The organism is Paenibacillus sp. FSL R7-0313 (genome assembly GCF_037969885.1).
Lineage (GTDB): Bacteria > Bacillota > Bacilli > Paenibacillales > Paenibacillaceae > Paenibacillus.
Genome location: NZ_CP150219.1, coordinates 4,664,591 through 4,684,938 on the forward strand (window position 1 = coordinate 4,664,591; position 20,348 = coordinate 4,684,938).

At 42.7% G+C, this 20,348-nt stretch carries 18 protein-coding genes; 5 read left to right on the forward strand and 13 right to left on the reverse strand.

What is annotated here, in order from left to right:
• Positions 1 to 7: 7 nt before the first annotated feature.
• Complete coding sequence (locus NSQ38_RS20280) at positions 8 to 1,186, reverse strand: MFS transporter (RefSeq protein WP_339783814.1); 1,179 nt, start codon at positions 1,184 to 1,186, stop codon at positions 8 to 10.
• Complete coding sequence (locus NSQ38_RS20285) at positions 1,176 to 1,526, reverse strand: SDR family NAD(P)-dependent oxidoreductase (RefSeq protein WP_339783815.1); 351 nt, start codon at positions 1,524 to 1,526, stop codon at positions 1,176 to 1,178. Before NSQ38_RS20285 ends, NSQ38_RS20280 begins: the two co-directional genes overlap by 11 nt.
• Before the next feature lie 157 nt (positions 1,527 to 1,683).
• Here NSQ38_RS20285 and NSQ38_RS20290 point away from each other — a divergent pair, with 157 nt between their 5' ends.
• The gene (locus NSQ38_RS20290) at positions 1,684 to 2,574 is read left to right on the forward strand and encodes a LysR family transcriptional regulator (protein ID WP_338586823.1); all 891 of its coding nucleotides are present in this window, start codon (positions 1,684 to 1,686) and stop codon (positions 2,572 to 2,574) included.
• Between the two features lie 3 nt (positions 2,575 to 2,577).
• Here the strand turns inward: NSQ38_RS20290 and NSQ38_RS20295 are convergent, their stop codons facing one another.
• Complete coding sequence (locus tag NSQ38_RS20295; RefSeq protein ID WP_339783816.1) at positions 2,578 to 3,465, reverse strand: AraC family transcriptional regulator; 888 nt, start codon at positions 3,463 to 3,465, stop codon at positions 2,578 to 2,580.
• Positions 3,466 to 3,619: 154 nt separating this feature from the next.
• On the opposite strand from NSQ38_RS20295, the gene NSQ38_RS20300 reads away from it, so the two are divergent.
• Complete coding sequence (locus tag NSQ38_RS20300; RefSeq protein ID WP_339783817.1) at positions 3,620 to 4,552, forward strand: DMT family transporter; 933 nt, start codon at positions 3,620 to 3,622, stop codon at positions 4,550 to 4,552.
• A 22-nt stretch (positions 4,553 to 4,574) separates the two neighbouring features.
• Positions 4,575 to 4,907, forward strand: a complete 333-nt coding sequence (gene csaA, locus NSQ38_RS20305; protein WP_074095173.1) for a chaperone CsaA — start codon at positions 4,575 to 4,577, stop codon at positions 4,905 to 4,907.
• A gap of 127 nt (positions 4,908 to 5,034) precedes the next feature.
• On the opposite strand, the gene NSQ38_RS20310 is transcribed toward csaA, so the two are convergent.
• The gene (locus tag NSQ38_RS20310; protein WP_339783818.1) at positions 5,035 to 5,715 is read right to left on the reverse strand and encodes a TetR/AcrR family transcriptional regulator C-terminal domain-containing protein; all 681 of its coding nucleotides are present in this window, start codon (positions 5,713 to 5,715) and stop codon (positions 5,035 to 5,037) included.
• Positions 5,716 to 5,851: 136 nt separating this feature from the next.
• On the opposite strand from NSQ38_RS20310, the gene NSQ38_RS20315 reads away from it, so the two are divergent.
• Complete coding sequence (locus NSQ38_RS20315) at positions 5,852 to 7,204, forward strand: MATE family efflux transporter (RefSeq protein ID WP_338586817.1); 1,353 nt, start codon at positions 5,852 to 5,854, stop codon at positions 7,202 to 7,204.
• A gap of 116 nt (positions 7,205 to 7,320) precedes the next feature.
• On the opposite strand, the gene NSQ38_RS20320 is transcribed toward NSQ38_RS20315, so the two are convergent.
• The 6 genes from NSQ38_RS20320 to NSQ38_RS20345 form a co-directional block, all read right to left on the reverse strand.
• The gene (locus NSQ38_RS20320; RefSeq protein WP_339783819.1) at positions 7,321 to 8,337 is read right to left on the reverse strand and encodes an alpha/beta hydrolase; all 1,017 of its coding nucleotides are present in this window, start codon (positions 8,335 to 8,337) and stop codon (positions 7,321 to 7,323) included.
• A complete protein-coding gene (locus NSQ38_RS20325; RefSeq protein WP_339783820.1) occupies positions 8,330 to 8,974 on the reverse strand; it encodes a GNAT family N-acetyltransferase in 645 nt (214 codons plus the stop codon). The genes NSQ38_RS20320 and NSQ38_RS20325 overlap by 8 nt, the downstream gene beginning before the upstream one ends.
• Positions 8,975 to 8,986: 12 nt before the next feature.
• Positions 8,987 to 9,760, reverse strand: a complete 774-nt coding sequence (locus tag NSQ38_RS20330) for a MerR family transcriptional regulator (protein WP_339783821.1) — start codon at positions 9,758 to 9,760, stop codon at positions 8,987 to 8,989.
• A gap of 133 nt (positions 9,761 to 9,893) precedes the next feature.
• Entirely contained in the window at positions 9,894 to 10,871 is a 978-nt protein-coding gene (locus tag NSQ38_RS20335) for an alpha/beta hydrolase (RefSeq protein ID WP_339783822.1), read from the reverse strand.
• 162 nt (positions 10,872 to 11,033) lie between these two features.
• On the reverse strand, positions 11,034 to 12,332 hold the full coding sequence (locus NSQ38_RS20340; RefSeq protein WP_017688352.1) for an NCS2 family permease: 1,299 nt from the start codon (positions 12,330 to 12,332) through the stop codon (positions 11,034 to 11,036).
• 363 nt (positions 12,333 to 12,695) lie between these two features.
• Entirely contained in the window at positions 12,696 to 12,824 is a 129-nt protein-coding gene (locus tag NSQ38_RS20345) for a DUF6254 family protein (protein ID WP_219845137.1), read from the reverse strand.
• 181 nt (positions 12,825 to 13,005) lie between these two features.
• Between NSQ38_RS20345 and NSQ38_RS20350 the strand changes: the two genes are divergently transcribed.
• Positions 13,006 to 13,857 carry an aldo/keto reductase gene (locus NSQ38_RS20350; protein WP_339783823.1) on the forward strand — a complete coding sequence of 284 codons (852 nt, stop codon included), beginning with the start codon at positions 13,006 to 13,008 and terminating at the stop codon, positions 13,855 to 13,857.
• Between the two features lie 136 nt (positions 13,858 to 13,993).
• Here NSQ38_RS20350 and NSQ38_RS20355 read toward each other — a convergent pair whose 3' ends face one another.
• From NSQ38_RS20355 to NSQ38_RS20365, 3 genes are read right to left on the reverse strand one after another with little or no spacing between them, the layout of a single operon-like run.
• A complete protein-coding gene (locus tag NSQ38_RS20355; protein ID WP_339783824.1) occupies positions 13,994 to 18,451 on the reverse strand; it encodes a carbohydrate binding domain-containing protein in 4,458 nt (1,485 codons plus the stop codon).
• Positions 18,452 to 18,493: 42 nt separating this feature from the next.
• The gene (locus NSQ38_RS20360) at positions 18,494 to 19,372 is read right to left on the reverse strand and encodes a carbohydrate ABC transporter permease (RefSeq protein ID WP_339783825.1); all 879 of its coding nucleotides are present in this window, start codon (positions 19,370 to 19,372) and stop codon (positions 18,494 to 18,496) included.
• A gap of 15 nt (positions 19,373 to 19,387) precedes the next feature.
• Entirely contained in the window at positions 19,388 to 20,272 is an 885-nt protein-coding gene (locus tag NSQ38_RS20365) for an ABC transporter permease subunit (RefSeq protein ID WP_253442589.1), read from the reverse strand.
• Positions 20,273 to 20,348: the final 76 nt, after the last annotated feature.

Consider the following 20,348-nt stretch of genomic DNA (forward strand, 5'->3'; position numbering starts at 1 on the left):
CCGCCTCTTATCCTTCAACTTTGGAACTCTCCAATCGGCCAGTCATGGAGATTCTAAAGTAATTCGTTACGATACTAAAGATAAGGAATACGATTCCTCCAACTATAATATATTGTGTACTTATTCCAGTTACGATTAGTCCACATACACTAGCACCAAGTGTTGTTCCCAGGTTGGAAGAAGTTAGAAAGATCCCATTCGACAGTTCGGGTGCCTCTGGTGCTGCCGATACCACCCAATATTGAGTGATATTGCCCCCTATGCCTCCTATGATCCCCCAAATGAAAATAAGGAAGGCTGTTGGCACACTGAATTGTCCGAAGGTGAACAACAAGATGTATACCGTTATTAATGCAATGGGATACATCTTGATCGTTCTTAAAGGGAAATTAGCGAGCAGTTTTCCTGCTATCATGTTCCCAACCATGTTGGCCAAGCCATATAGAAATAACAGCACACTGACGGTGTTCCAGTCATATCTTGTCACGGTTTTCAGAAACTCCGCAAGGTAACTATAGACCCCAAATACAGCTCCGTTCATGAAAATCACGCCAGCAATGGATAGCCACATCACGGATCTTCTCAATACATACAGATGAGTACCCATAGAGATTCTTTTCGTAACTGGCATTGAGGGCACAAAAAGAAGTGTTGCTACAAATGCGACGATCGTTACGGCGGCAAAGAACAACATCGCATAGAACAACGATGTGCTGGTGGCAATCAAACTCGAGAGGGGTACTCCAAGTACCATGCCTGCCGACACGCCTACAAATACTTTAGCCACTGCCTTCGGCGCTACTTCCTTGGGGACTGACGCCGCTGCGACCGTAAATGCCAATGAGCAATAGACCGGATGGAAAAAAGCCGGAACGACACGTGCAATGACCAATACCGTAAAGTTTGATGTGATAGCGGAAACCAGGCTGCCCACAATAAAAATGCCAAGTACAAACAACATGACATGCTTCCGGTTCATGCCCGAAAATAATAAGGGTAAAATGGGGCCAGATATAGCAACCGCAAGCGCAAAAAGACTCACGATCAAACCAGCGGTTGAGATACTGACCTCGTAATGTTCTGCAATCAAAGGCAAGATTCCGATTACGCCCATCTCCGTATTTAAAATACTGAATACACCAAAGGTCAGTATGAAGACAAGCAGGTGATTTCGTTTAGTTGTCATATGCCATGGATTTAGAGAGATCCCGGTAAGCATTGATCTCTGTCTGAAGGTTGGCAATTTTCTGTTCTGCAATGTCTATCGCGTCGGCTCCTGCAATGAAGCGTTGCGGCGGTTGGGCCTCGTCAATTGCCGCCTTAACTGCGGCATGTGCATCAGCAGGCTCGCAAACATCTAATGGGACAACCATTACATTCTCGGACTCACCGATCGCACGAACCACCGCATCAGGATTCCGGCCGGTAGCAACCACCTTGTGTCCAGCATTGAAAGCAGCCTTAGCAATAGTTGTGTCCATACCTCGACCAGCGCCAGTGATAAACCATACTGTTGTCTTATCCATATCATTCATTCCTTTCAATTTCTTCTCCAGTTGCCTTGCTTTTTAGTTTAGCGTTTATACACCACATAGCAAATACTCATATCTTATAACAAGTTATGCTTGAAAGGCATTTCTGTAAGGTTTATTGTAGAATATAAAGGATAAAGGAGGAGTTACGATGGAGATTAGAGTATTGCGTTATTTTCTTACGGTCGCCAGAGAAGGAAGCATTACACGTGCTGCTGATTTCTTGCATGTTACGCAGCCCACCTTGTCCAGACAATTGAAAGACCTTGAACAAGAGTTGGGAAAGAAATTATTTATTCGCAGTAGTTACAGTATTATTCTCACAGATGAAGGTATGCTTTTAAGAAATAGGGCTGAAGAAATTGTGGGTATGGTTGATAAATTAGAGGCAGAATTTCAATCCATGGAAGAAACCATAAGTGGAGATATTTATATAGGCGGTGGAGAAACGGAAGCCATGAAACAGATTGCAAGAGTGGCAAAAGAAGTGCAGAATAAATATCCCAATATACGCTATCACCTATTCAGCGGTAACGAAGATGATGTAACTGAGCGGCTGGACAAGGGACTCCTTGACTTCGGTATTCTAATCCAGCCAGCGGATGTCTCCAAATATAACTATATCAATTTCTCCGACAAAGATGTTTGGGGAGTGGTTATGAGAAAAGAAAGTCCACTCGCCTCCAAAGATACGATTCGATCTACAGACTTATTACATGTTCCACTGATCTGTTCACGACAGTCAATGAAGCAGACGTTTTCAAAAAATGAGTTTGCAGACTGGTTTGGTGAAGATTTTGACAAATTAAACGTCGTTACTACATACAATCTTGCATATAATGCTGCCATTATGGTTGAAGAAGGCATTGGTTATGCATTAATACTTGATAAAATAGTGAATACGTCTAGTGAAAGCAACCTTTGTTTTAGACCGCTAGAGCCAAGACTTGAATCTGGGTTAAATATCGTTTGGAAAAAACATCAGGTCTTTTCGACTGCTGCGGATTTGTTTTTAAAAGAAATTCAGGCTAAATTTGTTTAGCATTTATACAGGGTATGGAGAGCACCGAAACTCTTTTGGTGTTCTTTCTTCGTGTTTTTTAAAAGACTGGATAAAGTGATTAACGTGATTAAAGCCCACTTTCTGAGCGATCTCGGTTATTGTATCATTCGTCGATACTAAGAGATCTTTACTCTTCTTAATCCGGTATTTGATTAGATACTCGTATGGCGTCATATGAGCCGTTTTCTTAAAACATCTGGTGCACTCTGAAATGCTCAAATGCGCGACATCAGCAATCTCACGAAGCGTAACCGGATGAGCATAATTTTGATGGATAAAACTGAGCATTAACTGAAGTCTTTCCTGCTGACGCTTCTCGCTTCTTGGGGTTTCCTCGGAAGGGATCAAAATGTTGGATATCAATACAAACCATAGTTGTACCGTTTTAATTGAGATTTCATATTCCCATCCCCAGTTTTTCCGTGTATTAAACGTCTCTCTCATTTCCCAGAGCATATCCAATATCTGCTTTTCCCACTCCAACTCTCTTCTAATCACGAGCGACACCAAAGAAGAATTCGTATAAGGAAGTACATAATTTTTTTCCATTGCACTGTCTACATGAAAGGCTAATAGCTTTTCGGGAAAATTGAAACTAACATATTCACCATCATGTGTCAGCTCTGTTGTGATATGAAGAATTCTCTTGTTGATCAGGATCGCCTGACCCGTTTCCAATGTAAGATCAATTCCGTTAATTTGAATAACCAGTTTGCCTTTTGTGACTAAAGTGATCTGTAGATCTTCGTGCCAATGCAAATCGTTGAACCCTCTGCCTTCGGGGATGCTTGTATGACGTGTATGTGTGTACATGATATAGGGAAACGAAAGATCGGAATACAAAATATCCTCATAAAGTTGCTTCACCATTCTATGACGTTCCTTTCTTTGACGATATATCTATATTATACAGTGATTTAACTGCACGAAATTCACAAAAATAATGATATTATTATATCAAATCTTTAACTTATCACAATAGCCTGTGCACAGACGACCGGATAAGAACTTTGGAGGCTTATATGTGAAAGAAAATAAATCATCGCTGCTTTTTCATCCGTATGTATTGCTTTTTATCGCCATTTTGTCGGTATCCGTCTCTTCAATCATGATCAAATCTTCGGATACTCCCACCGCCATAGCCGGTATGTACAGGCTTTATATATCAGCCATTATTATGCTTCCTTTTATCCCCTGGAAAACGATCCACTTATTAAAAATGGATTCAAGGGATTGGATCACAGTTTTTCTGGCTGGCCTGCTTCTTGGTTTATATTTCTTATTTTGGATGGAATCGCTGGTGTATACCTCCGTGGCTAGTTCCATGGTCATTCTGGCGCTGCAACCTTTGTTTGTGATGATCGGGTCATACTTTATGTTTAAGGAAAGAGCGAGTATACGTACCATTCTATGTTTGATTACCGCCCTGTTCGGTTCGGTGATTATCGCCTGGGGTGATATAGGCGTATCAAGAGAGGCTCTGATTGGAGATGGTCTGTCCCTGGTAGGAACCATACTGGTGTCGACATATATGCTGGTTGGACAGAAAGTGAGTCGGAAAATCGACGCGAATATATACAGTGTTGTTGTCTTTATTATTGGCGGAAGTGTCCTGCTGGTCTACAGTTTATTGAATAACTTTTCCTTGACCCATTACGAATCATCCGATTGGCTGTATTTCCTCCTACTTGCGATCATACCCACTATTTTTGGTCAGTACATTTTCAATCTGCTGCTCAAATCCATTGGTGCAACAACAGTTTCTGTAGGTATTATCGGTGAACCCGTTTTGGCCATTATGCTTGCTTATCTATTGTTGGGAGAAACCATCTCTCCTTTTCAATTCATAGGCGGATTAATTACGTTGTCAGGCATGCTGATGTACTTTGCGCTGAAATCCCACGATATCCAACTGCCCAAGTTCCTGCGCTTAAATCGATTCAGGAAACTAGGATAATAATGAAAGGAGTGAATTTAAAATGGCAACTTTTGATGATTTCTTAAAATTAGATCTGCGTGTCGGCACGGTCACCAAAGCTGATTTTTTTGCAAAAGCTAAAATCCCTGCTATCAAACTTGAAATTGATTTTGGACCAGAAATTGGATTAAAAACATCCAGTGCACAAATCACGAAAAGGTATTCATCCGAATCTATTATCGGAAGGCAGATTATAGGTGTAGTTAATTTCCCTCCCCGTCGTATAGCCGGATTCAATTCAGAAGTGTTGGTGCTTGGCGGGCTGCCCGAACAGGGAGATGTTGTTTTGTTGAAACCTGATTTCGAGCTACCAAATGGTACTTCGATCGGATGATAAGAAGAAACCCACTGGAGTTTTATACTCGGTGGGTTTCTTGTTTTAAAACATTAGTTCTATATAGAACTAATATTTCTCCTACATGGTTGAGTTTAATCTACTCAGATCGCGGCGTTCTACTTTTCTACTTCTCATGTTCCTTTATCACTTGTTCGATCCCGAGCAAAATAAGCTTCAAGCCAAACTCGAAAGCTCCGTCGGTTCCCATCACCTCAAACAGACCATTCTTATACATCCTGCTGAAAAGTCCAGCTTCCTTCTCACTCATAGAATCCAGAAGTTGGATCATCTCTTCACCCTGAAGTGCTTCCTGATCCTTAAGAACAGCAGAGATATTGCGCTGATGCTGATAATCGTCCAGAACGAAATAGAATACATAGTTCACAAGTGTGAGAACGGCCTGTAATTTCTGCTCTTGCTCTAGTGGTGTTGATTCTATGCAGAGCAACATGCGGTTGGTGAAGCGGATCATGTCCGGTTCATGGGGCAACGTCATCATCATGAGCTGTGTGGAGCACGGGTAACTACTGAGCACACTCCGTACCGTCACCGCAAGCCCCTCCATCTGCTCCTTCCAGTCCCCTTCAGTGTAAAACTCGTCCAGAATAATTTTCGATATCTGGTTGGCCAGACGCTGGTAGAGTGTCTGCTTGCTCTTGAAGTACCAGTATAGAGATGGAGCCTGAATCCCCAGTTTGTCTGCCAATCGTCTCATACTGAATTTCTCGATGCCCTCTTCCGCCAAAAGCTCCCACGAAGTTTCCAAAATCTTATCTTCCGAAATCTGAGGCTGTTGTTTTTTCATCGGTATCCGCCCTTTTATCTAACAGTGTAAGTTTATGCTTTACAGGTTCATAAGTTCATGATAACATCTAACACTGTAAGGTTCAATCTAACGGTGTTAGATTAGATCAATATTAACGAAGAAAGTAGTGATCCACATGGATGCAGAAAACCTCCATTACTTTGAAAAAGCACCAATCGCCAAAGCTGTAGCTCACTTTGCTGTCCCGATGATGCTAGGCACGTCAATGAGTGTTATTTACTCCATCTTGAATGCCTATTTCCTTGGCACACTGGGTAATACGGCAATGTTAACCGCACTCGCATTAACTTTACCTTTATTCGCGGTCATCATGGCCCTTGGTAATTTAATTGGTATAGGCAGCGGTACATTCATCTCTCGTTTGCTGGGAGAGAAAAAAGTCGATGATCTGAAGCATGTATCTTCATTCGCCTTTTACAGTAGTTTAGTTCTCGGAATTATCGTGATGGCCGTTGGGCTCCCGCTGATTGAACCAATCGTTCATGGGCTGGGGGCAACGCCAGAGTCCTTCGGATTTACGAAAGAGTATGTCACGATTATGCTTATGGGTTCACCCTTCGTCATCTTATTCTTCACCCTGGAGAATATCGTGCGCTCAGAAGGTTCAGCAATGACTTCTATGACCGGTATGATTCTCAGTGTTGTTATAAATATTATCCTCGATGCACTATTCATTTTTGTCTTCCATTGGGGCGTGATTGGCGTTGCATCTGCTACCGTCATCTCCAACTTGGTTGCGAGTGCATTTTACGCATTCCATATGAGTTATAAGAGTCAATTCTTAACCGTCTCCCTGAAATGGTTCAAGGTGACGAAGGACATCCTGAGTAATGTGTTCAAAATCGGTGTTCCCGTCTTTGTTATGAGTGTCTTCTTGGGTGCAATGTCGCTTATTCTTAACCTTTTTCTTGTCGAATATGGGGATCAGGCCGTTGCTGGGTATGGAATCTCATCACGTTTATTGCAATTTCCTGAGTTTATTCTGATGGGTTTGTGCGAGGGAGTTGTGCCATTGATTGCCTTCTCATTCACAGCGAACAAATTACGCATGAAACAAACGATTGGATTCACGATAAAATCTATTTTGGGTTTAGCCATCCTGTTTGGGGTTGTCGTCTATCTGATTTCCGACCACTTGATTGGTTTATTTACGACTGACCCGCAATTAATTGAAATGGGTAGCTACATTCTTCATGTAACCTTTTTATCCTTGTTCATTACAGGAATGACTTCTTTGTTTATGGGGATCTTCCAAGCAACAGCCCAAGGAACCGCCGCGTTTGTTATGTCCATCATTCAAGGAATTACACTAATTCCTGTATTGTATATTGCTAATCAAATGAACGGCTTTCATGGAGTGATCTGGTCGCTCGTTATTGCGGATGCCGTGGCGTTCCTAGTTGGGGCCATCATGTTATATGTTTTGCGGACCAAATTGCAGCCGGATCTGGAACATTTAGCACAGTAGATAACATATAACACGCAAGAAGGCAGGATAAGGGCGCTCCCGCTCCCTGACCCTGCTCTTTCATTTCCAAATGACAATTATTTATCTAACGATACTAGGAAACTATAACTGTACTGTTATAAGGAGAGCTTGGTCAACATATGTTCTATTTCATCCATATACCCATCCACTGTAATACTTCTCGGAGCAAACAGAAATCGTAGTGATTGTTTCCATTCCGAGCCTGCAATAGAGGTTGGTAACATCGAATGTTCTGTATTAGAGAAGATTTTCACATGAAGCAAGGAAGATGGCTGAATTCCTTTACGGTATGCTTGCTCTGTATCAACAATGTCCACATTCACATCATCTTCTCCAAGCAGAAGTAGTACAGGGGTTTTGAAATAATGCAAATCCGCCGTGGCATCTGAAGCAAAATTTTTCTTTATGAAGTTCCAGCGTTCTTTGGAAATCAGATCATCCTCTCGAGCAATCTTGGTGTACTCTTCATAAGTACCCTGATTCTTTAAAATCTCTTTAATCTGGTTTTCATAATCGACCTGATTTTGAATCTCCTCGGTGGAATGACCATCTTTCGCCATTTGGCTGCGTGTGTTGTATTCTCCCTGTTCCAACCAGTTTATCGCGGGTGATACCAAGATACTGAAGGCAAGTTGTTCTTTGCCAGCAAGCTTAGGAATGACCCAGCCTGCTTGGCTGGCACCCCATACGCCTATTTTGGAATCATCAATGATGGATTGTTCTTTCGCCCATGCAATAGCTTGCTGTGCCTCCACAACACGATCATCCATGCTTTGATCTAGCCAGTTTCCCTCTGAATCCCCGATTCCCCGTTTATCTAGCGACAAGGATGCATACCCGATCGATGCCAGTCTCTCCCACAACGGTTTGTATCCCTCACCATGAGTAGAGTCTATTGGACCGTCACCGTGAATAAACAGTACTAAACCTAGCTTGCCTGAATGGTGTTTGGGTACAGTCAGTGTACCTGTTAACTTACCCTGTGGAGATTGAATTTCAATGGATTGTTCCACCATGTCAAAATGATTTTGATCGACTATGTACAGTCCTGCACCCACCATCAATAAAATTGCCACAATAACTGAGATGTATCGTTTTCTCCATTTAAACATAAGAATCTCCTTTGTAAATCATGTAATGCCATTGCTTTTCGCCTAATAGTAGGCCGGTCAGAAAACTGTTTGTACTATACTGCTTGCGAAATTGATAGCGTTCATATAACTGTATCGCTTGATGATTCTGACTTGCCACATGCAAGCTAAGAAATAACATTGATTTGGATTGCAACATATATTTCTGTGCCCATTGAAGTAACTGTGTACCAATTCCCTTGCCTTGGTATTGTGGATGTACAACCAGATCTTCCACATAACATTCGCCTAATTTAGGATTATGCTTCAGCAGATGTAGACCAGTGATTAACTGAAGCAGATTCCAGTTACCAATCCTATTGCACTGGCCCCACCAATGAGAATTGGCACGAACGCTTGTTATTACTGCTCTGTTATCTGCTTCCTTCCATTTCAAGCACATGGTGCCAACAATCTCCTCATTTTCACGAGCTATGACTCGAAGAGTGCTTTGTTCCATGGGCGGATGATTGAGCAACTGTTCGAATACGTAAGCCAGATCATAAGTGGACAATGAAGTGATCTTTTGAAATTTGTGTCCAAAACCATAAGCCATGAGTTCAGCAACAGCTTGATGAAACTGTGGACAAACGGGTTCTATCTGAATGGAAGTTGTCACTGTGTGCCTCCCCTACTCGATCATTTGTAACAATAGCTCATAATGAAGCTTTTCTGGTGTGAATAAAGATAAATAAGATTTCTCTACCATAATAAGTGGACCGTGATACGGATAGCCCTGGTGTTCTGCATAAGCATAGAATTCGTTGATATGTTCTTTGAGTTCAGCTTCAATTTGTACATATACATGACGAGAAAGGTATTTTCCTCTAGGCAAAACCAAATCGTTCGCTCCCTCCTTTTGTGTATAAATTCCTACGGTTTCCGTCTCATCGTACGCATAATGGATGTCGACTTCAAATAAATTGGGAATGTTTTCTTTATGTTGGGTCAGTTTCCTTGCTTGCAAGTACCCTTGCGCTTCCATATGAAACCACAGGGATAAGTGAATCTCCTCACGAGTAACAATATAATAAGTCACTTGATCCTCAAGTGGGATATGCTTTTTCTCATGCAACAACTTGCTGATAAGGTGCTTTGTGTGCTGAAGCTGAGTTATAGCTGCTTCCGTGTCTGCCAACGCTTGGCGAAATAATGCTGTAATTTGATCGGATGTCAGATTACTCAAACATTCCTTGATCATTTGAACAGACAGTCCCATTTTGCGAAGCAACAGTATATGAGATAGACGGTAAATTTCATCTACCCCATACATCCTGTATTGGTTTTCTGCTATATAAGCAGGGTTCAACACCCCTTTTTCTTCGAAGTATCGAATTTGATGTACAGAGACTTTCATCAGCTTTGCCAGCTCGCTAATCGTAATTTCATCACTCAACCAATTCACCACCTTTGCTGTTTTTCATATTACTAGCATAAACCTTAGGTCTGACCTAAGGTCAAGTCTTTATTTTAGCCTCTCCTGATAACAAAAAAACCACGGCACCAGATTCGGTACCGCAGTTTATTAATCAATCATGCTATTGAATTTGTTTCATGTAAGATTTGAATTCCTCGGCGATTTCTTTGTATTTCGTATGATGCAGGTAATGTGAACCGTCCATCGGAATCATTTTTCCCTGTGCGGATTGTTTCACTTGCTCCTCATGTAATGGAATCCACTGAGGATTTTGCTCGTTATTGGATTGAACGAAGAGCAGCATCGGCAGATCACGAGGATACGTGAGTTTTTCTCCATTTTTGAAATTGGAACCCAGATGTTTAAGCTCATTTACTAATGTCGGATTTGTCGAGACTTGATTCGAAATCAACTTCATCTGTTCTTTGGTATGTTCATCATAGGCAAGTGATGCATATGAATCACCACTCACTTTATTGAGTACTCTCATTAAGCCTGATTTTTGAAGGAATTTCATTAGGTTCAAAGGTAATTTGACATCCATGCCAGGTTGATTCGGAACACTGCTATCGATCCCGACAAAAGCAGAGACTTCATCCGGATACGTGTTCACATAAGTCGCCGCGTACAGTCCCGTGATGGAATGCCCCATCAGAATATAACGATCTATACCGAGCTGCTGTACAGCTTCATGAATTTCGCTGACGATATTCTCCGTTGTTCTCTCCGTCTCGGTTTGGTCGCTTAATCCATAACCGAAAGGCTCGATCGCCACAACTTTATAATCAGAAGTTAATTGATCGATTAACAATTTGAAATCAAGTACTGGTGACGGTGTTCCTTGTCCGGGAAGTAACACGATGGTTTGTTCGCCGCTACCTTGAATGGATACATTCATATTTTTCCCATCAACATTGACATATTGGCCGTACGATTCAATTTTCTTTTTCTCTGCCCCATTACTTATCGTATGAACGACAAACGTGATGCCCATGAACAGCACCAGCGCGCCGACAATACCACCTATTATTTTCAACCATAAGTACCGTTTTTTACGGCCCTTAGTCCCCGTTGTTGTTACATCCACTGCTTCTGCCATTTCCATCTTCTCCTGTCCTTTATATCTGTAGAGCCGCTCTTGCGACATAGGTATAGTGTAACCATGGAAGATGTCCCCTTCGTGACGGGAATATGAACGGAGTATGAACTACAAAAAAAAGAACTGCTTGTTAAAGCAGTTCTCTTTTTGATTAGACCAGTTTTAGTGGTCCAGGAACACAAGCTGAATGAAGAACAATACCGCGAAAATGTAGAAGATTGGATGAACATCTTTACCTTTTCCGCGAAGCAGCTTAAGTACCGGATAAAAGATGAAACCTACGCCGATGCCTGTCGCAATACTATGCGTCAATGGAGTAAGGATGATAATCAGGAAAGCAGGAAATGCTTCTTCGAGATCATCCCATTTGATTTTGCTGATAACGTTAATCATAAAGTATCCAACAATGATCAGTGCTGGAGAAGTGATCGCCGGAATGCTTGATATTACACTTACGATCGGTGTGAAGAATAATGTCAGCGCAAGCAGCACACTTACCGTTACCGCCGTCAGTCCCGTTCTTCCGCCTGCAGCCACCCCTGTGCTGGATTCGATATAAGCTGATGTTGGGCTTGTTCCGAGCAAAGCACCTGAGGTTGTTCCTACGGCATCTGCCAATAATGCGCCACGCGAGCGTGGAAATTTACCATCCTTAAGCAATCCTGCTTGTTCAGCAACGCCGAGCATCGTGCCCGTCGTATCAAACAGCGTGATCAGCAGGAACGTAAATATGATCGTATACAAGCCATTCGAGAATACGCCTGCGAGATCCAGTTGCAGAGCCGTTGACGCGAGGCCTTGCGGCATGGATACAATCGATTCTGGCATTTGGAATAGTCCCATGATCCAGGCAAGTATCGCTGTAACCACCATGCCGATGAACAGGTAACCTTTCACATTGTAAGCCATCAGCACAACGGTAATAATCAATCCGATAATGGTCAGATAAGCCATCGGCTCAGCCAAGTTCCCGATCGTAATCAAATTCGATTCTGAATCGGCAATAATGCCGGCATTTTGCAGACCTACCGTTGTAATAAACAATCCGATCCCTGCGGTTATTGCATGTTTTAAACTTGCGGGAATTGCATCAAGCAACATGTAACGGAATGAAGTAAGCGATAAAATAATAAACAAAATCCCTGCTATAAATACAGCTCCCAGTGCAACCTGCCAAGACACGCCATATCCGGCAACTACACTATAGGCAAAGAATGCATTCAGGCCCATACCCGGCGCGATGACGATTGGATAATTGGACCATATTCCCATAATCAGAGTTCCCACAATACTAGCCAGTACCGTTGCTATGAATACCCCGTTAAAATCCATGCCTGTGCTGCTGAGTATTCCTGGGTTTACGATAACTATGTATACCATTGTGAAAAATGTTGTAACCCCTGCAATAATTTCTGTGGGGATGGTTGTGCCTCGTTCTTTAAGTTTGAACCATTTGTCCATGGTAAAGCCAGCCTCCAACTTTCAAATTATACTCCAAAGCTAAAAACAAAAAATCCTAATCTTCATATAGGATTGTAATATTATCGCTCCTATATTCGTCGTTAGGATTTAAAGATTCAACAGCTAAGCTCTAAACTAAACATAAAGATACTCATATCTGTTTTCAACCTGAAGTCCATTTCGTATTCTAATTAAAATTACATGCAATGTCAATGAATTAACGATTTGTTCACAGTTATTTACGAACTATACAGACATTATATCTTGTGTTCATTCGTTTTTAGAATAGAGTAAGTACGTATTGCTCAATGTCTGCAATATATGAAGAAAGACTGCCAGCAATGTTCACTGACAGTCTTTTGCTTAATTCGTAGTAGGTTTCTCTTCATATTCGCTGGATAATTCTTTAAGCGATTTGATTTTGCCATGGGGATGCTGTTCTTGCTTTCGTGACTTCCAGGCAGCTTCTTTTCGTTTCTTCTGGTCAGCCATACAAGATATCCTCCTCTGGAAACTGAGATGTATACTACTTCTTTATGATGTCATTCCTGAACAACTTTATTCTGCATGCATAGGTAATAAGAGAATTAGGCAAGCATATAAGACAAATTAGATATCGGTTTTTAGAGCAGGAATGCAATAATATAGACATGCCACAACTGGAGGTTAATATATGAATAAAGTAATTTTAAATAATGGTGTTGAGATGCCTATTCTCGGCTTTGGTGTGTTTCAGATTGCAGATGCAAACGAATGTGAACAAAGTGTTATGGATGCCATATCGGCTGGGTATCGTCTCATTGATACTGCCGCCTCTTATCTAAACGAGGAAGCCGTGGGCAGAGCGATCAAACGCAGTACAGTGGCCAGAGAAGAATTATTTGTCACGACAAAACTTTGGGTTCAGGATACGGGTTATGAACGTACCAAACAAGCATTTGAAAAATCTTTGGAACGATTGCAATTGGACTATTTGGATTTATATTTAATTCATCAACCTTTTGGAGACGTCCATGGCTCTTGGCGTGCTATGGAAGAGTTGTACCGTGAAGGAAAAGTACGTGCAATCGGAGTGAGTAACTTCCAGCCGGATCGTCTGATGGATTTGATTCTACAAAACGAAGTAACCCCTGCTGTAAACCAGGTCGAAACGCATCCCTTCAACCAGCAGATCTTAACTGGACAATTCATGAAAGAAAATAATGTGCAGATTGAATCTTGGGCACCATTTGCTGAAGGGAAAAATGACTTGTTCCAAAATGAGGTATTGCTATCTATAGGTGAAAAGTACAACAAATCGGTTGCTCAAGTGGTTTTGCGTTGGTTGACCCAACGTGAAGTCGTTGTTATTCCAAAATCGGTGCGTAAAGAAAGAATTATTGAAAACTTCAATATTTTTGATTTTGAATTAAGCCAAGCAGATATTGAGTCGATTACTGCGCTAGATACCAAACAGAGCCTATTCTTCTCCCATAACGATCCTGAAATGGTGAAATGGATTAGTAATCGTAAGCTGGATATCTAATTCCAATCTGTATCTTCATTAAAATCTTGAAGGCTAGCCTAACTCTTCCCGAAAAGATTGTAAAAAGAATCCGATTCCAACATACCGGAATCGGATTCTTCATTATATAGGTGCTAGAAGTTATAGAGACTAGAAGCTAATTGGCAGGACCCAGATTAATCAAGCTGACCTCGGATAATGAGACGGTTGTGTTGCCATCTTGCACACCATCAATGTTACCCAGATCAAATGAAATTCGAGTATACGCATAACTGGCTTCTGTTGCATCGAATGTAAAAGTAAACTCCTGTTCTTCTGGAGTCAAATCAACTCGTGCCCCAAAGAATCCATGCCATTCATAGTTGGCAGCTGCGTCAACCCATCCAATTCCCAAACCCACTTTCCTGGACTTCTCCGCTTTGGCTTTAAACGTCAATTTGTATTTGAAACCTTGCTGTATGCCAAATCCTTCATTGATGACTTGACGATCCCATGGATTCTTTCCTGCATTACCAATCTTGGCTTGAAGCTGCTGATTGTTAACCTGCATCTCAAGATCAGCCGCATTACCATCCGCATGGGTAAACCAACCTTCCTTACCTTTGGAAAAGTCTCCATTGGGAATAAGATTAACATGAGCAGGCTGCCCTCCTTGATCTGCATTCGGATTAACTTCATATATTTGAACGTTACTAAGGTGAATCGAGTGTTCACCTGTAGAGAGCGGATATCCTAATCCAAATGCAAGCATAGCTGCCGAATCCGAAGTATCTCCCATGGTGAAGGTATACGTATACGACTTTTGATCTGCGGTTAATTCCACTTCTTCTTCAAAATACTTCACAAAATCCCCTACATTCTGAGAAAGAACCGCTTGCATGGATTTAGGACTTGAAGCGGATGCCTCGAAGGTAAGTCGGTATGATTTATTTGCATCCAGTTCGATCTGACCTTGTTGCAGCAATGCATCCCACCATTCTTCACTTGTACCTGGCAAGTTGATCGTTAATCCTTTGCCCTCGTCATGTGAAGCTGTCAGATGATTAGGAATTAGCTCCCAATGATTCAGAGTATTTGCAAGTTCACCGTTCTGAACTTTATTTTGTGAAATATCCACCCAGCGTGTATTATAATCTGCTCCTTCAAAATTCACATAATAGGATTTGCCTGCTGACAAGTTGACCCCTGGGAAATACACCGTTTTGTATGTTTGCCATCCCCCCGTGTCTCCGAGATTCAGTTCGGATTGAGCAACGATTGTACCTTGTTCATCCTGAATGCTGAACTGAACCTTGGAATCACTTTTTCCACTGGCCATTCGAGCAGACAGAACATATTCTCCCTCTTGGGCTACATCGATTTTATATTGCAGCAGATCTCCCTGATCCATGTAACTGACATGTTTTCCACCTTCTACGGAGTCCTCCAGTTGTAAGCCCTGCATCGCCCAGGCTTCGGTTGCAGGTACATGTGCGTAGCCATTCACTGACAGAGGTTTGCCTCGTTTCGTCAGACGAACATTGTCCACATATACCTTACCTTTAGAACTGCCAAACAACATTCTTAGCTCGGATTGTGCGATTGATGCTCCATCTCCAATGATGATTTCTCCCGTATACGTCTTCATCTCCTGTCCAAGCTGGAGATTTTGACCCTGATGAACCTGAACCGAATGTCCTTCCGTGCTGATCAGATCCAAGTTCATGCTTCGCGCTCTGTCTGCCTTAGCTTCAAAGGAAAAGCCATACGTTGTATTCGCCTCCAGCTTCAACTCTGGTTGGTTCACTGACACCTGCTGTGGCTCACCATTCGTTTGAGTAACATCAACAACCAGCTGACGCTCCATAATCGGGAATTTCGAAAAGTTATTTACACTGATTTTGGCTTCAGCATTCTCCTGGACGCTGGTGGTCCAGAAACCGAGGCGTTCCTTACCTTGATCAAATGTACCATTGTAAATGAAATTACCATCAGGCAGCGCGTTCCGTTCAACCGTTATTGGATCAGCCTCACCCACCTCAATCAGTCTGACATTGGCAAACCAAACGGTTGTATCATCCAACCCCAGATTAAATTCGAATCTGGCATTGTTATCCGTGCCGTCCCGCATATTGAAGGTATAGTCATAGGATTGCCAATCTGTCGTGAGTGCAAAGGTGTTATCACCCGAATAATTGGTCCAGCTTTTTTCAAATTGGTTCAGTTTGGACATGATCGTACGGTTAGCAGATGCTTTCGCATCAAACTGTATCTTGTACTTTTTGTTTTTCTTGATGTACATCGGCATCTGAGTGAGTTGAACCGAGTAGTTTTCAGTACCCGATGCATCAATAGTAACTTCCGCTGCTTTCCCTTTCTGCTCATCCGTTACAACTTTGACACTGCCAGCTCCATCAGCATTTGTGATGAATTTCCACTGCAGAGGCACTCCATTGTCTGCAGCCCCTTCCGCAAAACGATCATTGTAGATTTGATTGCCGTCGGCTTGTGGTTCACGCTGTTGTGCAGGCTCGATCGGATTTGTTGTTACATCAGGCCATGTGTCTAGATTTTTGTAAGAATATACACGCACAAAATCAACATTCATCTTTTCGGAAGTGAAGTTGCTTTCAGGTGAGCCCGGCCAGTCTCCTCCAACTGCCAGATTCAGAATCAGATAGAATGGACGATCAAATGGTGCAGGGAACGTATAATACTCGGGTTGGCCCGCGGCCTTCGTTTGCCAGTTAGTCACTTCATGATGCAGCTTTCCATCCACATAGAAACGAATCATACCCGGCAACCATTCCACCTGAAAATCATGATAATCGTCAGCAAAAGTTTCTTCCTTCGGGAGAGTAAGACTTCCCTGATCATGTCCATGGGAACCGTCAGGCTTCACACTGTCATAATGCAATGTGCTATATACCTTGTTATTACTCTCTTTGCCACCAATTAGCTCCATAATATCGATTTCTCCAGAGGCAGGCCAGCCTCCATAATGTGCTTCATCTGTTGGCATCATCCATATGGCAGGCCACATGCCTTTATCAATAGGAAGCTTCGCACGTACAACGACTTTACCGTAGGTCCAGTCGCCTTTTCCCATGGAGATCAGTTTGCCAGAGCTGTAATCTTTACCGTTTTTCGGACCCTTTTTTGCTTCAATCTGCAACACGCTTCGGTTCTGATCTTTCGTAATGCGAGTATTGTCCGGGCTGTAATACTGCAATTCATTGTTGTAGACCAGACCCGTATCCTGAACGGTCCATTTGGAAGCATCAATTGCAGGCCCGTTAAACTCATCATTCCAGACCAGTTCCCATTGATCATGCGGAATCGTTGTTGCTGGAACCGGTTTTTCGCCAGCCGGATGGCTTGGTGTCGATGGTGTAGACGGTGATTGCCCGTCTGGAGAAGATGGTGTAGGTGTGCTTGTCACATTTGTTGAACCACCAGGCTGCGATGAAGCAGGTGGCTGGGCTTCACCCACCATGGATGTGCGCAGACCTTGTTTTGCTTTCTCTCCATTAATAACAACATCATTCGCATCAACACTTAATTGTTGGATCGTACCTTTGCTATCCACTCGGGTCGAGTTCGCACCTGCGAGAATATTCATGGTATCAATCAGACTATTGGAGGAGATATCCAGAATGGATTGTTGCATGACAACGATCTCCTGAATAGTACTTTCTTCCGTGATGGCAACTCTGACGGGTTCCCCACGTTTGTCAACGACTACTCGATTCAGCTTGGAGTTGCTAATGTCGATGGAATGACTGCCGCCGCCTTTAATAATGATACTTCCTGTAACGGTCACACCCTGAAGCACAACAGAACCCTCGCCAATGCCTTCTGCCAGCAGCAGATTGCCATTAACAATCGTATTTTTTAACGTGATATCCGTCGATTTAATAATGAAGTTGCCATCCACCCGGGACTCATATATACCAGGAGCACTTTTCACATCTGCTATCATCATGGACAATAGTTGTGCTGTCTCTGCTCGTGTAATCGCAGATTTTGGATTTAATTTTCCTTGGTATCCTTTGATCACATTTTCATTCGCTAGATAGGTAAGCGCTTTCTTTGCATAACTAGAAATATCGTCTGCATCTTCAAACTCCAGTAGTTTTCCATTTTCGTTCGTACCCGTGGAAAGTTGAAAAGCTCGATCCATCATAACCGCTGCATCTTGCCGGGTAATCGGTTGCCCCGGTGAGAGATGTTCACGGTCTGTGCCTTCGATGATACCAGAACCATTCGCTCGCACCATCACGTCATAGTACCAATCGTCTGAAGTCATATCCGCATATGAACCCGTCGCCGCATGACCGCTGAAACCAAAGGCCCGATCCAGAATCATAACAAATTCAGCTCGGCTAATAACCTGACTCGGCTTGAATGTACCGTCAGTGTAACCCTGCAATAGATTCAAGTCTTGCAACCGTGTAACTGCGGATTGTGACCAATGCCCGGTAAGGTCTTTATAGGGAACAGAGGCGTGCAGGCTTGTAGCCTGCACATTTCCCACCTCCGCTTGATCCTGTACACTTTCTGCCCCAGCAGTTGCTGGATAAACGAGGGTAGCCATTAAACTCCATGCCACCATACATGCCAATCCTCTTCTCATCTTACTTCCTCCCTCAGCTCGGTTATCCTTGCATTGCATAGCCTATTCCTTGACTGCTCCAATAACAATTCCCTTTACGAAGAAACGTTGTAAAAACGGGTATACCATCAGAATTGGAAGCGCACCGATAAAGATCTGTGCTGCGCGTACGGTTCGCTGCGAGATATTCTCCAACATGGAAGGGTCCACATTTATTTTGCTGAGATCTTGCTGAACAATAATAGTCTGTAACAGAGAAGCAAGCGGATAATTTTTAATATCAGACATGTAGATCATGCCGTCGAACCAGGAGTTCCACTGATACACCATCGTAAATAAAGACAAAGTTGCGATCGCGGGAAGCGACAGTGGAACGTAGACCAGGATCAATGTTTTGATATGACCTGCTCCATCCAGATAAGCTGCTTCTTCAAGTTCTTTCGGCAAACCACGGAAGAAGTTCATCATGAGAATGACGTTCCACACCGACAATGCTCCGGGCAGAATAAGCGCCCAGATCGTATTCATCAGCCCAAGCTTCTGGATCAGAATATAACTTGGAATCAAACCGCCACTGAACAAAATGGTGAATACAAAGAACCATGTGTATAAGGAGCGACCTTTGAAACTGATATCTTCCTTCGACAACGGAAATGCGGTAATGAGCATGATGACCATACCGATGATCGTTGCAAGCACAGTCCGTTTAAGAGACACCAGCAGCGAGTTGATGAAGTTTGAATTCCCGAATGTTTTCACATAGGCGTCAGTTGTGAACCCGATGGGCCAGAAGGTAACCAGATTTGATGACGCTGGCGCCATACTGCTGAATGAAACGGCTAATATATGAATAATTGGTAAAATACAAAGAAGTGATAATATCCCAAGAAAAGTATAGTTGGCTATACTGAATATGCGGTACCCTTTTGTTTTATAATACAAGCCCTTTTCTCCTCTCTAGAAAACTCGATAATTAGCCAGTTTGTAAGCCATTCTGTACGATATAACAATCAAAATGGTAGCTACCACTGATTTGAATAACCCCACTGCTGTGGCAAAACTCATCTTTCCGTTCAAAATTCCGAGTCGATATACAAAGGTGTCAATGATGTCGCCTTTGTCATACACAAGTGGATTGTACAAGTTAAAGACCTGATCAAAACCGGCGTTGAGGATATTGCCGATTGAGAGTGTCATCAATACAATTGTAATCGGCATTAATGCTGGAATCGTAATATGCAGCGTCTGTTTGAAACGGTTGGCCCCATCCACTTCAGCAGCCTCGTAAAGCGCCGGGTTGATTCCTGATAGAGAAGCCAGAAATACGATTGTACCAAAACCAAATTCTTTCCAGACATCGCTGACAATCAGTGTAATACGGAACCATGTGCCATCTCCCAAGAAGAAGATCGGTTCTCCTCCAAAGGCTACAACAAGCTGGTTCACCATGCCGCCCTGAGGAGACAGGATATCAAGCAGAATCCCACCGAGAATAACCCATGATAGGAAATGCGGCAGATACACAAGCGTTTGACTCACTCTTTTGAATGCCGTCAAGCGCACTTCATTGAGCAAAATGGCAAACAAGAATGGAGCGAACAGTCCCGCAATGATTTTGAAAAATGCAATGACCAGCGTATTCCAGATCACCTGACCTACGTCCGGATATAAGAATAAATATCGAAAATTGTCCCAACCAACCCATTTGGATTCAGAAAATCCCAAGTAAGGCTTAAAATCCTGAAAAGCAATTACAATGCCGCCCATCGGTATGTACTGAAACACCAGTGCCAGCAATACGGCTGGAACGAGCATCATATGCAAGGTCCAATTCCGTTGCATATTCCAGCGCTGTTTGACCCTGGTGGAGCGCCGTTTATGCGGCGTTTCTAACGTATGTTCCTTCACTCCTGCATCC

Bases quoted from the DNA above. Each gene is read 5' to 3' on its own strand.
- NSQ38_RS20320 (WP_339783819.1), bottom strand. From the start codon at position 8,337: ATGTTTAAATGGAGAAAACGATACATCTCAGTTATTGTGGCAATTTTA.
- NSQ38_RS20290 (WP_338586823.1), top strand. From the start codon at position 1,684: ATGGAGATTAGAGTATTGCGTTATTTTCTTACGGTCGCCAGAGAAGGA.
- NSQ38_RS20345 (WP_219845137.1), bottom strand. From the start codon at position 12,824: ATGGCTGACCAGAAGAAACGAAAAGAAGCTGCCTGGAAGTCACGAAAG.
- NSQ38_RS20280 (WP_339783814.1), bottom strand. From the start codon at position 1,186: ATGACAACTAAACGAAATCACCTGCTTGTCTTCATACTGACCTTTGGT.
- NSQ38_RS20365 (WP_253442589.1), bottom strand. From the start codon at position 20,272: ATGCAACGGAATTGGACCTTGCATATGATGCTCGTTCCAGCCGTATTG.
- csaA (WP_074095173.1), top strand. From the start codon at position 4,575: ATGGCAACTTTTGATGATTTCTTAAAATTAGATCTGCGTGTCGGCACG.
- NSQ38_RS20350 (WP_339783823.1), top strand. From the start codon at position 13,006: ATGAATAAAGTAATTTTAAATAATGGTGTTGAGATGCCTATTCTCGGC.
- NSQ38_RS20315 (WP_338586817.1), top strand. From the start codon at position 5,852: ATGGATGCAGAAAACCTCCATTACTTTGAAAAAGCACCAATCGCCAAA.
- NSQ38_RS20335 (WP_339783822.1), bottom strand. From the start codon at position 10,871: ATGGCAGAAGCAGTGGATGTAACAACAACGGGGACTAAGGGCCGTAAA.
- NSQ38_RS20285 (WP_339783815.1), bottom strand. From the start codon at position 1,526: ATGGATAAGACAACAGTATGGTTTATCACTGGCGCTGGTCGAGGTATG.
- NSQ38_RS20340 (WP_017688352.1), bottom strand. From the start codon at position 12,332: ATGGACAAATGGTTCAAACTTAAAGAACGAGGCACAACCATCCCCACA.
- NSQ38_RS20355 (WP_339783824.1), bottom strand. From the start codon at position 18,451: ATGAGAAGAGGATTGGCATGTATGGTGGCATGGAGTTTAATGGCTACC.
- NSQ38_RS20310 (WP_339783818.1), bottom strand. From the start codon at position 5,715: ATGAAAAAACAACAGCCTCAGATTTCGGAAGATAAGATTTTGGAAACT.
- NSQ38_RS20295 (WP_339783816.1), bottom strand. From the start codon at position 3,465: ATGGTGAAGCAACTTTATGAGGATATTTTGTATTCCGATCTTTCGTTT.